Raw genomic sequence first — 12,384 nt, 5'->3', positions numbered from 1 at the left:
CATGCTGAAAAACACACGCAACAGGGCCCTGCTTGTTCTGGCCCTGGCGGCTTTTGTTCTAAGCCCGATGCTCGCGGCCAAGGAGGCGCCCATCCTGCCGGAACCCGAAGCTGTCTCGGACCATGCCCACGCCTGGATCGGGCCGTACGGCGGGCCGGACACCGAGAACCAGGGGTTTCGCATGAACCTCGGCTATGTGGTCGGCGAAGACGCCGTGGCCGTGATCGATTCCGGCCACACCCCGGAGATGGCCAAAGAGATGCTGGAGCATATCCGCGCCACGACGGACAAGCCGGTGCGCTACGTGATCAACACCAACTCGCAGCCACACCGCTTTATGGGCAATGACGTCTTCCGCGAGGCCGGCGCCGACATCCTGGCCGCGCCCGGGGCCGCCGACCGCATGCAGGGCAGCGCCTCGATGTTCGCCATGCAGCTCGAGAACGCGCTGGATCGGCCGGAAGGCTCCACCGAGCACCCGGAACCGCCAAACGTAATGGTCGAGGATCGCAAGGAACTGGACCTGGGCGGCGTCACCCTGGCCGTTCGCCACGTGGGCAGCGCCCACACCCACGGCAGCCTGATCGCGGTGGTCGAGCCCGACAACGTCGTATTTGCCGGCGACGTGCTCTATGGCGGTCGCCTCCTGGCCATCCTTCCCGACGGCAGCATGGAGGGCTGGCTGCAGGCCTACGAACTCCTGCAGGATGAATACGCGGATGCGAAATTTATCCCGGGACACGGTGAACCGGGGGCCTTGTCGACCTTCGACCACCCGACCCACGACTACCTGCGCGCGCTGTGGGACCACATGTTCGAAGCGGCAGACATGGGCACCGATATGCAGTCCGCAATCCGCGCCTTTGACGACTCGCCCTGGCAGGACCTGGCCGACTTCGACGACCTGGCGCCGCGCAACACGAATATCGCCTATCAGGAGGCCGAACTAGCCCTGTTCTGACCGCCCCGGCTGCATTTCGCCCGGCGCCCACCCGGGGTCCCTAAACCACGCGGCCTTCGGGTTGCGCGTCCGGGTTTTGGTGCAGGGTGGTCAGGTTGGCCACGGTGGTGTCGGCGATGTTGGTCAGCGCCTCGTGGGTCAGGAAGGCCTGGTGGCCGGTGACCAGCACATCGTCGCGCTGCATTAGCCGCGCCAGGCGCCGGTCCGGAAGACCGGCCAGCGACCAGTCGTGGAAGAACAGCCCCGCCTCGGCCTCGTAGACATCCAGTGCGAATCCGCCCAGCTGACCCGAGTCCAGTGCGACCTCGGCGGCATCGGTATCCACCAGCGCCCCGCGCGCCGTATTGATCAGAAAGGCCCCTCGCGGCATTCGCGCCAGGGTGTCGGCATTGATCATGTGCCGGTTCTCCGGTGTCATCGGGCAGCTCAGGCTCACCACCGAGGACGCGGCCAGCAGCGTGTCCAGGTCCTGATACTCCACCCCCGCGGCCTGCAGCTCCGCATTCGGGTACGGGTCGTGCGCGAGCACCCGGCAGCCAAAGCCGAGCATGATCCGCGCGAAGGCCTGGCCGATCCGCCCGGTGCCCACCACACCCACGGTACGCCCGACGAGATCAAAGCCCGTCAGATGGTCGAGCCGGAAATCGCCGCGTCGGGTCCGCTCCCAGGCCCGGTGCACCCGGCGGTTCAGCGTCATCAACAGGGCGACGGCATGCTCCGCGATCGCGTTCGGGGAGTAGGCCGGAACCCGCCCCACGCGCACGCCGCGCTCGCGGGCCCGCGCCACATCCAGATTGTCGTACCCGGAGCAGCGCAGCGCGATCACGTGGATGCCCTGATCCGCCAGCCCGTCAATCACCCGGCGGTGCAGGTCGTCGTTGGTGAACACGCAGACCGCATCCGCACCCCGGGCCAGGTGCGCCGTCTCCGCAGTCAGGCGCTCGGCGTACACCACCGGCACCAATTCGGCGGCCACCAGAGCCGGTATCAGGTGCTCGCGATCATGCTGCTGGGTACTGAAGACGGCGACCTTCATCGCATCCCCCGGACAGTGGTTGGGCCAAACTCCAGCATAACCGGGAAAGGTTACACCCTGATTGGCTCGCGAGTCGGGATGGCCACACTCGGTTTCGAGCCACACGTAGCGAGTTCGCTACTGCGTGTGGCAAACGCTCCGGTAGCGATTCCGGCATGTGGTCGCCACACAAGCCGCCTACACCCCTACTGCCACTGCAGGGTGCTTTCCACTGACCCCGTGCTCTTTCCCGGGGTTCAAGCTGGCTAGTTCAGACGAGGTCGCGGGGGATCCGGACATCCCAGTTGCGGGCATATACCCTGCGTTCACCCTCGTACGCATCCAGCTGTGCATGGATCTGGAACTCGGTGGGGGTCGAGGTGAGGACCGTACGGGTCACCGTGCGCACTTCCCAGTCGCCGCGCCGGAAGCCACGTTCCCAGAGGGTTTCCCCGCGCGCGGAGTTGAAGTCGTCGCCGCGGTAGCTGTACCACTCCAGCGCCTTGCGCTGCATCTCCAGATTCAGGTCATCCAGCTGGACGGTCCCCGCGTCATTGGTAACCGCGAGGGTCGATTCGTCCTCGGCCAGGTCGCGGATCACGCGCCAGTTGTGCTGCTGGGGGGTCAGCTGGTGGACGGACGTCGAGGGTGGACCACCCTCGGGTGGCGGAAAGGCGATGCCGGCGTCCAGCTCTTCCCGCCGCCCCCGTCGTGGCAGGAGCAGACGGCTTGCCCCCGCTATGATCCGCAGCCGCACGGGCTGCGGCGCCGGCCATGCCAGCGGGAAATACGACGTGGACAGCGACAATCGGATACGGTGCCCCGCCGGGAATTGCTGGGCCACGTCGTTGAACTTGATCCGGACCCGGTAGGTTGTGTCGGGTTCCAGCGGCTGCGGGGTCTCCGCGCCTTCGCGGTGGGTCAGGTTCAGCAGCCCGTAGGTGACACGGGTGGCCTTGTCGTCGGCCGCCACGTCGGACAGCCGCGCCGCCACCATGGCGACGGGCCGGTCGACCCTTAGCTGCAATTCCAGCACTGCGGCACCCAGGATCTCCAGCGACTCCTCCAGTGGGGCACTGGTGAATACCAGGGCACCCCCGTCCTCTTCGCGCTGGTCGTGCGGCAGGTCGGGTGTCGCTGCATACGAGCACCACTTACCGGCAAAAAGTCCCACGCTCAGCGGTGACTGCAGCGTCATCTCGCGCTCCGGAGACGCGGCCGACGCGTGTTCCAGCCGCCCCGGCCAGGCCAGGGTCAATGGCTCCATCTCGACGTTCTTCGAGGGCCAGCAGGGTTCGCCCACCCAGCGCCCCGGGCGTTCCTCGTAGCGAGTGGTCGGCGGGACGCTGTCCTGGATCCAGGCACGCAGCATCGGCTCGTCCATGATCCCGTTGTCGACGCCCTTCAGCCAGTGATCCCACCAGCGCAGGCACTCCTGCAGGAAGCCGATCGCCGGGCCGGGCACGCCCTGATGCGGGTATTTGTGGCTCCAGGGGCCGACCAGGCCCAGGCGGGGTGCCTGGAGGTTGGCCAGCAGGCGGAACACGGCGTTGGAGTAGCCATCGGCCCAGCCGCTGACGGCCATCACCGGGATCTGCACGGCGGACCAGTCCTCGCAGATCGAACCGTGCTTCCAGTAGTCGTCGCGGCGCTGGTGGCGCAGCCACTTCTCCAGCCACAGCCCGCTGCCCTCCAGGCGCTGGAACCACATCTCGCGCCAGCGCTCGCCCACGATCTCCGGATCGGGGGGCAGGGAGTTGTAGGCGAACATGGTCGAGGCCCAGGACAGATTGTCGCCCAGCAGGCAGCCACCCATGTGGTGGACATCGTCGGCGTAGCGGTCATCGGTGGAACAGACGCTGACCACCGCCTTCAGCTCCGGCGGTTGCAATGCCGCGATCTGCAGGCCGTTGAAGCCGCCCCAGGAGATGCCGATCATGCCGACGCTGCCATTGCACCAGGGCTGCTCGCCCATCCAGCGCAGGACCTCCACGCCGTCGTCGAGCTCCTGCTGCAGGTACTCGTCCTCCAGTACCCCCTCGGAGTCGCCCGATCCGCGCAGGTCCACCCGCAGACAGGCGTAGCCGTGACCGGCGAAGTAGTGGTGGATCGCGTCGTCGCGCAGGCGGGTCGAGTCGCGCCGGCGATACGGGATGTATTCCAGGATTGCGGGGGCGGGCCGCTGTTCGGCGCCCTCGGGGCGCCACAGTCGGGCGGCCAGGTGCGTACCGTCGGACAGCGGGATCGGGATGTATTCCTCGATTGCCACGGGGCAGGGAAGGTCGGTGACTGTTCTCACGTCGGCACGTTCTCCTCACGGTGGGGCGTGACGGGCTCGAATGCCATGGGCAGTCGCTCCATGACGCGCACGTAGGTTCGTTCCAGGTCGGTGTGGTTCGCAGCTCCCAGAAACAGTGTCGCCACCTCGTAGGAATAGCTGTCCTGCCAGCATAGCTCCGACAGCCGCATGCCCTCCTCGACCTCGACCTGAATGACCAGTCCCGGGAACTCGGCCTCGACGGCCGCGATCTCGGATGCCGTCGGAACCCGCACGACCCGCGCATCCTGATGCCGGCGCACCATGAACTTGGCCGCACACGCGAATTCCCCCTGGCGATGCGGCATGGCGGGCTCGCGGCCCAGTCCGAGGTCGATCATCACCTGGTGGTGGTAGCAGCCATCGACCATACGGAACAGCGGGGCGTGGGACTTGGAGATCCGTGTATTAATCTCCAGCAGCCAGATCCGGTCTGTGGCCTCGTCCCAGTAGAACTCCACGTTGAACGGGGCGCAGTCATAGCCCACCTGGTGGATCACGCGGGCGGCGATCTCGCCCATGCGCGTCTGCACGCCCTCCGGCAAGGTCGACGGATACTGGTAGCGCGAGAACGACGAGCCGGCCGCACCCTCGCGCAGGGAGTCGACCGCACCATAGATCCGGACCTCGCCCTGCCAGGCATACCCCTCCAGGGTGCACTGACGCCCCTCCGATATCAGGGCCTCGACAATGCAGTGGTTGCCGTCGATTCCGGCCACCTCCGGAGGCAACGTCGCGTGCCCCAGGACATGGTTGAAGGGTCCGCCAAAGTGATCGATCTCCCGGCGGATCCGCTGCATGGCACGCCGGAAGTCATCCGCATCGCCGATACGAAAGCCGAGATAGGAGAGAACCGACTTAACCGGCTTGATCCAGAACGGAAAGGCCAGCGTGACCTCGCGCAGGGGATCGCTGGAAAACGGGTTGACCGCGCAGAAGGCCGGGATGTTTTCGGGCACCACGCGGGCCTGTTCCAGCCGGCTCCAGTACTTGTGCTCGCACTTCAGCACGCTTTCAAGGGTCGGCCCCGGCAGGTCCGCGGCCTGGCGCAGGATGGGCAGGATCGTGCTCACCGGGAAGTCCCAGAATCCGACCACGGCATCCACCGTGCCGGGAAACCGCTGCAACCGTTCGCGACCCTCGGTCAGTATCCGTTGGATCGGAAACCGGGCACAGGGCTTGACGTCCGCGCGCGTGAAGAGCGCGTGGAAGGCATAGTCCTCCGCTGCGTGCAGGGTCCGGAGCTGGGCCAGATGAAAGTCATCCAGACCGACCACAAAGATGTTGCGCTTCACCGGCGCCCCCGAAATCGCCACTGCCACCTCCGGGCCACCGGCCGTCAAGATCGCATCACGCCTTTCCCGGAGTGTGGCACGTATCGGGGCTATTTCCAGTCCGTCACGCGCTGGATCATGGTCGGCACCTGGCGCAATATGAGTGGCACCCGGGTCGGCGGGGCGTGCTTGCCTGCCGTTCGGAGCCACTGACCGGGAGTCGCCGATGGACGTGATCTCGCCAAAAGCCGTGGATACGCTCATCCGCCTGCTGGCCAGTGATGGCTACGAGGTGGTGGGTCCGACGCGGCGCGACGGGGCGATCGTCTACGACCGCGTGCAAGGCCTGGATGACCTGCCGGCGGGCTGGGGGGACGAGCACGCCCCCGGTCACTACCGCCTGCGCGAGCGTGACGACGCGGCCCTGTTCGGCTACGTGGTCGGTCCGCACTCCTGGAAGAAATACCTGTTTCCCCCGCAGGAGACCCTGTTCCGGCTGACCCGCCAGGCGGACGGCAGCTTCACCACCGAGCCGGGCGAATCCGACGCGTCGCCGCGTGCGTTCATCGGCATGCGTGCCTGCGAGCTGGCGGCGATCGGCGTGCAGGACCGGGTGTTCCTCGGCCAGACGGTGCAGGACCGCGGCTATGCAGCGCGGCGTCGGGACGTGTTCATGGTCGCGGCCCACTGCGCCGAGCCCGGCGCCACGTGCTTCTGCGCCTCGATGGATACCGGACCGCGCGCCCGCGAGGGCTTCGACCTGGCCCTGACCGAGGTGATCGATGCCACGCAGCATTTCCTGGTCATCGAGGCGGGGAGCGAGGCGGGGCGCGCGATGTTCGAGCGGCTGGAGCCGCGCCCGGCCACGGACGCCGAGCAGGCCGCGGCCGAACAGGTGTGGGCCGAGGCCCCGGAAAAGATGGGACGGCAGATGCCCGGCGACGCGCGCGAGGTGCTGAACCGGGCCTTCGAGCACCCGCGCTGGGAGGAGACCGCCGAGCGCTGCCTGTCCTGCTCCAACTGCACCCTGGTCTGCCCCACCTGTTTCTGTTCCCAGGTCGAGGAGGTGCCCGATCTGGAAGGTCTGCGCACCGAGCGCCTGCGGCGCTGGGACTCCTGCTTCAACCAGGAACACTCGCACCTGGTCGGCGGCGCCCACCGCGACTCGGTAGCCGCGCGCTACCGCCAGTGGATCACCCACAAACTGGCCACCTGGCACGATCAGTTCGACACCTCCGGCTGTGTCGGCTGCGGACGCTGCATCACCTGGTGCCCGGTGGGGATCGACATCACCGAGGAGGTGACCGCCGTGCGCCGCGACCCGGAGGGCCGGGGATGAAGGAGCTGCTGGCCATCCTTGAGGAACAGCCGTTCTTCGAAGACATGGACGAACGGCACCGGCGCCTGCTGGCGGCCTGCGCGGCCGAACGCAGCTACGCGGCCGGGGCCATCCTGATGCGCGACCACGAACCCACCGAGACCTTCTGGCTGATCCGCGAGGGCCAAGTGGCGCTGGAGGGTCGCCTGCGCGAGGGCAATGTACCCTTTATGACCCTGGGCCCCGGCGACATCCTCGGCTGGTCCTGGCTGCTGCCGCCGTACCGCGCGAGCTACGACGCCCGCGCGACCACCGACTTGCACACCCTGCGCTTCGACGCCGGCGTGCTGCGCGAGCGCATGGAGGCCGACCCGGCGCTTGGCTATACCCTGATGAAGCACTTCGCCGCGCTGATCGTCCAGCGCCTGCAGGCCGCGCGGCTGCAGGCGCTGGACATCTACAGCCACGGAGGGCCCGGGCATGGCACCTGAGACCCTGCAGCCCCGCGCCGACAGTGACCTGCCGGAACAGGCGATGGCGCCGCAGCCCTGGCGCATCCATTCGGTGCGGCCGGATGTCGCCAGCAACGAGGTGTTCAGCTGGACGCTGTACCCCGAACCGGGAGTCGACCCGGGGCCGCTGCCGACCCCCGGGCAGTTCAACATGCTCTACCTGTTCGGCGTGGGCGAGGTGCCGATCTCGGTCTCCGCCATCACCGAGGACAGCGGCATCGTGCACACCACCCGCGCGGTGGGCAGCGTGACCCGCGCGATGCAGGATCTGGAGGCCAGTGCGGTGGTTGGCCTGCGCGGGCCGTTCGGCACGGCCTGGCCGCTGGAACAGGCGCGCGGGCGCGACCTGGTGCTGGTCGCCGGCGGCATCGGTCTGGCCCCGCTGCGTCCGGTGATCCATGCGGCGCTGGAACGGCGCGACGACTTTGGCCATGTGGTGATCTGTTACGGCGCCCGCTCGCCCGGTGACATGATCTTTCGTGACGAGCTGGAGGCCTGGGGCGCGCGCGACGACATCGATCTGCGCATCACCGTGGATCGTGGCACGGCCGCCTGGCGCGGCGATGTCGGCGTGGTCACCCAGCTGGTCGATCGTGGCGGCTTCGACCGGCGCAACACACTGGCGATGACCTGCGGCCCGGAGGTGATGATGCGCTTCACCGCGTCCTCGCTGGAGCGCCGTGGCCTGAAGCCGGAAGACATCTACGTCTCCATGGAGCGCAACATGCGCTGCGCGGTGGGCTTTTGCGGGCACTGCCAGATCGGGGCGCATTTCGTCTGCCGCGACGGCCCCGTGTTCCCCTACCCGGTGATGGAACCGGCCTTCCGGATACGCGAACTATGAGACGGGAACAACCTACCCTCGCCGTATTCAAGTTCGCCTCCTGCGACGGCTGCCAGCTCTCGCTGCTGGACTGCGAGGACGAGCTGCTGGCGGTGACCGACCGGATCCAGATCGCGCACTTCCCCGAGGCCACCCGCACCCGCATCGACGGGCCCTGGGACCTGACGCTGGTGGAGGGCTCGATCACCACGCCGGAGGCGGCCGAAGAGATCCGCGAGATCCGCCGCGCGTCGAAGTTCCTGGTCACCATCGGCGCCTGCGCCACCGCCGGCGGCATCCAGGCCCTGCGCAACTTCGCCGATGTCGAGGCGTTCACCCGTCAGGTCTACGCCCACCCGGAATACATCGAGACCCTGGCCACCTCGGATGCGATCAGCCAGCACGTGCCGGTGGACTTCGAGCTGCGCGGCTGCCCGATCGACAAGTACCAGCTGCTGGAGGTCATCAGCGCCTTCCTCTACGGCCGCCGCCCGCAGGTCTCCAGCGCCAGCGTCTGCGAGGAGTGCAAGCGGGCGGGGCAGGTCTGCGTGATGGTCGCCCACGGCACGCCCTGCCTCGGCCCGGTCACCCACGCCGGCTGCGGCGCGCTGTGCCCCGGCTGCCACCGCGGCTGCTACGGCTGCTTCGGCCCCAAGGAGACGCCCAACGCGCCCGGTCTGTCCGGGCAGCTGGAGGCCCTCGGCATGGAGCGCGCCACCCGCGTGCGCTTCTACCGCACCTTCAATGCCGGCGCCGACGCCTTCCGCGAGGAGAGCGAGCGCGAAGAATCAGGAAACGGACCATGAGCGAGACCCGCACCATCGAAGTCGACTACCTCGCGCGCGTGGAGGGCGAGGGCGCGATGTACGTGCGCACCGAGGGCGACCGCGTGGAGGAGGTGAAGCTGTCGATCTTCGAGGCCCCGCGCTTCTTCGAGGGCTTCCTGCGCGGACGCGACTTCCGCGAGGCGCCCGACATCACCGCGCGCATCTGCGGCATCTGCCCGATCGCCTACCAGCTGGGCGCCTCGCTGGCGATGGAGGACGTCTGCGGCGTGACCGTGGACGGCGTGCTGCAGGACCTGCGCCGGCTGGCCTACTGCGGCGAATGGATCGAGAGCCACGCCCTGCACGTGTTCATGCTCCACCTGCCGGACTTCCTTGGCTATCCCGACGCGGTCACCGCCGCGAAGGACCACCCGGACATGGTGCGCAACGGCCTGCGCATCAAGAAGATCGGCAACGCCATCCTGCGCCTTTTGGGCGGGCGCGAGATCCACCCGGTCAACCTGCGGGTCGGTGGCTTCTACCGCACGCCGACGCCTGCCGAGGTCGCCGGCCTGCGCGAGGACCTGGCCTGGGGCCTGGAGGCGTCCTGCGAGGTGGCCGAGTTCCTCGCCACCCTCGACTACCCGAACCTGGAACGCGACTACGAGTTCGTGTCGCTGGTGCACCCGGACGAATACCCGATCACCCACGGCCGGCTGGGCTCGAGCAGCGGCCTGGACGCCGCCATCCGCGAGTACGACGACGTCTTCACCGAGGAGCACGTGGCCCACTCCAACGCCCTGCACAGCCACCGCTCCGACAGCGGCGAACCGGTCTTCATGGGTCCGCTGGCGCGCTTCGCGCTGAACCGCGAGCGCCTCACCCCGCGCGCCGCCGAGCTGGCCGAGCGCGCCGGGCTGGGCGCGGCCTGCCGCAACCCGTTCCGCAGTATCCAGGTGCGCATGATCGAGATCGTGCTCGCCTTCGAGGAGGCCCTGCGCCTGGTCGACGGCTATCGGGCCGCACCGGCCGAACCCGCGCTGCCGGTCACCCCGCGCGCCGGCACCGGCTTCGGCGCCACCGAGGCCCCGCGCGGCATCTGCTACCACCGCTACCGCATCGACGACGCGGGCATCATCACCGACGCCAAGATCGTCCCGCCCACCTCGGTCAACCAGCCCACCATCGAGGCCGACCTGCGCGAACTGGTGCAGACCCACCTCCACCTGCCGGACGACGAACTGCGCCACCACTGCGAGGTCGCCATCCGCAACTACGACCCCTGCATCTCCTGCGCCACCCACTTCCTCGACCTCACGGTCGACCGCCAGTGAGCCCAAAGATTCAATGAGGAAAAGATGCCAATAGGCACACGTCCTGCTAGAGTCGACGAATGAAGCAGATCAACTGGGACGCTGCGAAAAACGAGAAGTTGATGGCGGAAAGGGGCATATCCTTCGAGGACGTGGTTTTCGCCCTTCAGTCGGGCAGCCTGCTGGACGACGTGGTCCACCCGAACGGGGAGAAGTACCCGAACCAGCGGATGTTTGTCGTCCGGGTTGATGCCTACGTATGGTTGGTGCCATATGTTGAAAACGACAAGGAATTCTTTCTCAAGACTGCAATTCCCAGTCGCAAAGCCACCCGACAATATTTGAGGGGATAGCATGGGAAAGCCCAATCTGAGCCAGGAAGAGCAGGAACTGCTCGATGCCTATGAGGCGGGCGAGTTCGAATCGGCTCTGGACGATGAGCGTCGAGAATACGTTGCGCACGCGGCTGAAGAGACCTTCCGAAAAAACAAGCGGATCAACATCCGCATTTCCGGGCGGGACCTGGAGGCCCTGCAGCGCCGAGCCCTCGAGGAAGGTATCCCGTACCAGACACTGGTCTCCAGTATCCTGCACAAGTACGTTTCCGGCGGGTTGAGAGACGCCGCCACCGGCAAGTCCCACGCGAAAACGCGATGAGAGAACACCGGTGCTGATTGGTTTCCGGTTCTACTGAAATATTCAGCCAGTGCGGCCCGGAAAACGCCGATCCAGTTCGTCACGCGAGAGGGTTTCCGCGTCCCCGCTCTCGACCTGCGCAAGGCGGCGGGCAATCTCCTGCTCCCAGGCCGCGGCGACGCCGGTGTCCGGCGCCCCCTCCAGGGTCTCCAGAAGATCATGCACCAGCCGTGCACGCTCCGAGTCCGGGAGCGCTCGCGCCTGGTCAAGAATCGTTTCGAAGTCGTCGCCCGGCATGTCTGACAGTGTTCACAAGGGGTGGTGGTCTTTCAGGTTACGCCTGTGCCGGAGCGTGTTCCAGCGAGCCTGGGCATCCCAGGGCTGGCCGGAGACCATCACTCTTGCTGGGAACCGATCCGGCAAGCGAATCGCATCGCGGGACAAAGCTCGTGAGTACTGAAAAGGGCCCGCTAGTGATCGGTATCGGCAACCCCTGGCGCGGCGACGACGGCATCGGCCACGCGGTAGTCGATGCACTCGAAGGCACGGCAGGCCTCGCCACCGCGAAAAGCCACGGCGAACCCGCTGAGCTGATGGAGCTGTGGCAGGGCCACGACCCGGTGATCCTGGTCGATGCCATTGTCACCGGCGCCGCCCCCGGCACCCTCCACCGCCTGGACGCCCGCGAGCCCCTGCCGCGCGGCGCGCGCTACTCCTCCCACGGTATCGGCCTCGCCGAAGCCGTCGAACTCGCCCGCTCCCTGGGCGAGCTTCCCCAGCACGTCATCGTCCACGGCATCGAGCCCGCCCGCCTCGAGGATGGCGCAGGGCTCTCCCCCGAGATCTCAGTTGCCATTGTCCGGATTTTCGAGAACATCCGAATGGAGCTCACCGGGCCCCGGCCTGACGCCTCTCGCTGACCGGAATCCTACGGGGGACGGATCAGGCGGAGGACGAGGCCGGGAAGGTAAAGGACTCATCTCGGCCGGCCCGGATGCAGTTGCTTTCGCTGGCGCCCAGGTAGAGATACCAGGTTTGCTGGGTAAGAGGTTCCGGCTGCGTGAATACTGCCGGGGCCAGGAGCGCCAGATTGGCGCCTCGCTGAGGGTCGCGCACAGATTCATAACGGATGGCCTGGATACCGGCTCGTCGCGCTTCGGCAAGTAGTGTGCTGAGTTGTGTGCAGAAGCTGGCAGGAGGTGAGCGGCCATGGTATTCGGGTTGGTTAGCGACCACCTGAACCCCTCAAGGAGGGCGAGACCATGACCACTCACAAGAGCCAGGCTACTGCGGATCGCACGTCACTGCGAGCGCTTTTGGGGACAGACGAGGAACTGATGCGCACGCTGGTGCGCGAGGCGGTCCAGCAGGTCCTGGAGGCCGAGATGAGCGACCAGCTCCAGGCGGCGCCGGGCGAGCGCACCGAGGGCCGCCTGGGTTACCGGGCC

Annotated in this window: 15 protein-coding genes; 10 read left to right on the top strand and 5 right to left on the bottom strand. The window is 67.3% G+C overall.

Features of this window, described 5'->3' with window-relative positions; translation table 11 throughout:
• Window position 1: 1 nt before the first annotated feature.
• Window positions 2-961: an MBL fold metallo-hydrolase gene (locus C996_RS0113270; RefSeq protein ID WP_018878205.1), complete on the top strand. Its 960-nt coding sequence runs from the start codon at window positions 2-4 to the stop codon at window positions 959-961.
• Between the two features lie 40 nt (window positions 962-1,001).
• Here C996_RS0113270 and C996_RS0113265 read toward each other — a convergent pair whose 3' ends face one another.
• The 3 genes from C996_RS0113265 to C996_RS0113255 all read right to left on the bottom strand — a co-directional run bounded on the left by C996_RS0113265 (window position 1,002) and on the right by C996_RS0113255 (window position 5,609).
• Window positions 1,002-1,997 carry a 2-hydroxyacid dehydrogenase gene (locus C996_RS0113265; RefSeq protein ID WP_018867915.1) on the bottom strand — a complete coding sequence of 332 codons (996 nt, stop codon included), beginning with the start codon at window positions 1,995-1,997 and terminating at the stop codon, window positions 1,002-1,004.
• Window positions 1,998-2,247: 250 nt separating this feature from the next.
• Window positions 2,248-4,245: a CocE/NonD family hydrolase gene (locus tag C996_RS0113260; protein WP_018867914.1), complete on the bottom strand. Its 1,998-nt coding sequence runs from the start codon at window positions 4,243-4,245 to the stop codon at window positions 2,248-2,250.
• A 26-nt stretch (window positions 4,246-4,271) separates the two neighbouring features.
• Window positions 4,272-5,609, bottom strand: coding sequence for an acetyl-CoA carboxylase biotin carboxylase subunit family protein (locus tag C996_RS0113255; protein WP_018867913.1), 1,338 nt, complete (start codon window positions 5,607-5,609; stop codon window positions 4,272-4,274).
• A gap of 184 nt (window positions 5,610-5,793) precedes the next feature.
• Here C996_RS0113255 and C996_RS0113250 point away from each other — a divergent pair, with 184 nt between their 5' ends.
• From C996_RS0113250 to C996_RS0113220, 7 genes are read left to right on the top strand one after another with little or no spacing between them, the layout of a single operon-like run.
• Window positions 5,794-6,906, top strand: a complete 1,113-nt coding sequence (locus tag C996_RS0113250; protein ID WP_018867912.1) for a sulfite reductase subunit A — start codon at window positions 5,794-5,796, stop codon at window positions 6,904-6,906.
• Complete coding sequence (locus tag C996_RS0113245; RefSeq protein WP_018867911.1) at window positions 6,903-7,376, top strand: cyclic nucleotide-binding domain-containing protein; 474 nt, start codon at window positions 6,903-6,905, stop codon at window positions 7,374-7,376. Before C996_RS0113250 ends, C996_RS0113245 begins: the two co-directional genes overlap by 4 nt.
• Window positions 7,366-8,241, top strand: a complete 876-nt coding sequence (locus C996_RS0113240; protein WP_018867910.1) for an FAD/NAD(P)-binding protein — start codon at window positions 7,366-7,368, stop codon at window positions 8,239-8,241. The genes C996_RS0113245 and C996_RS0113240 overlap by 11 nt, the downstream gene beginning before the upstream one ends.
• Window positions 8,238-9,026, top strand: a complete 789-nt coding sequence (locus C996_RS0113235) for an oxidoreductase (protein WP_018867909.1) — start codon at window positions 8,238-8,240, stop codon at window positions 9,024-9,026. The genes C996_RS0113240 and C996_RS0113235 overlap by 4 nt, the downstream gene beginning before the upstream one ends.
• The gene (locus tag C996_RS0113230; protein ID WP_018867908.1) at window positions 9,023-10,321 is read left to right on the top strand and encodes a Ni/Fe hydrogenase subunit alpha; all 1,299 of its coding nucleotides are present in this window, start codon (window positions 9,023-9,025) and stop codon (window positions 10,319-10,321) included. The genes C996_RS0113235 and C996_RS0113230 overlap by 4 nt, the downstream gene beginning before the upstream one ends.
• Window positions 10,322-10,380: 59 nt before the next feature.
• A complete protein-coding gene (locus C996_RS0113225) occupies window positions 10,381-10,653 on the top strand; it encodes a BrnT family toxin (RefSeq protein ID WP_018867907.1) in 273 nt (90 codons plus the stop codon).
• A gap of 1 nt (window position 10,654) precedes the next feature.
• A complete protein-coding gene (locus C996_RS0113220; RefSeq protein ID WP_018867906.1) occupies window positions 10,655-10,957 on the top strand; it encodes a hypothetical protein in 303 nt (100 codons plus the stop codon).
• 42 nt (window positions 10,958-10,999) lie between these two features.
• On the opposite strand, the gene C996_RS0113215 is transcribed toward C996_RS0113220, so the two are convergent.
• The gene (locus tag C996_RS0113215; RefSeq protein WP_018867905.1) at window positions 11,000-11,233 is read right to left on the bottom strand and encodes an addiction module protein; all 234 of its coding nucleotides are present in this window, start codon (window positions 11,231-11,233) and stop codon (window positions 11,000-11,002) included.
• Between the two features lie 176 nt (window positions 11,234-11,409).
• Here C996_RS0113215 and C996_RS0113210 point away from each other — a divergent pair, with 176 nt between their 5' ends.
• Window positions 11,410-11,856 carry a hydrogenase maturation protease gene (locus C996_RS0113210; RefSeq protein WP_018867904.1) on the top strand — a complete coding sequence of 149 codons (447 nt, stop codon included), beginning with the start codon at window positions 11,410-11,412 and terminating at the stop codon, window positions 11,854-11,856.
• Between the two features lie 22 nt (window positions 11,857-11,878).
• Here C996_RS0113210 and C996_RS14885 read toward each other — a convergent pair whose 3' ends face one another.
• Window positions 11,879-12,172, bottom strand: coding sequence for an RES domain-containing protein (locus tag C996_RS14885; protein ID WP_155985250.1), 294 nt, complete (start codon window positions 12,170-12,172; stop codon window positions 11,879-11,881).
• A gap of 26 nt (window positions 12,173-12,198) precedes the next feature.
• Here C996_RS14885 and C996_RS14610 point away from each other — a divergent pair.
• On the top strand, window positions 12,199-12,384 hold a 186-nt coding region (locus C996_RS14610; protein WP_026279326.1), incomplete at its 3' end, for a transposase.

The sequence above is a fragment of the Thioalkalivibrio sp. ALE25 genome, from assembly GCF_000377285.1.
Lineage (GTDB): Bacteria > Pseudomonadota > Gammaproteobacteria > Ectothiorhodospirales > Ectothiorhodospiraceae > Thioalkalivibrio.
Note: the sequence above shows the minus strand (reverse complement) of the source record. Positions and strands in the feature narration are given on the sequence as shown.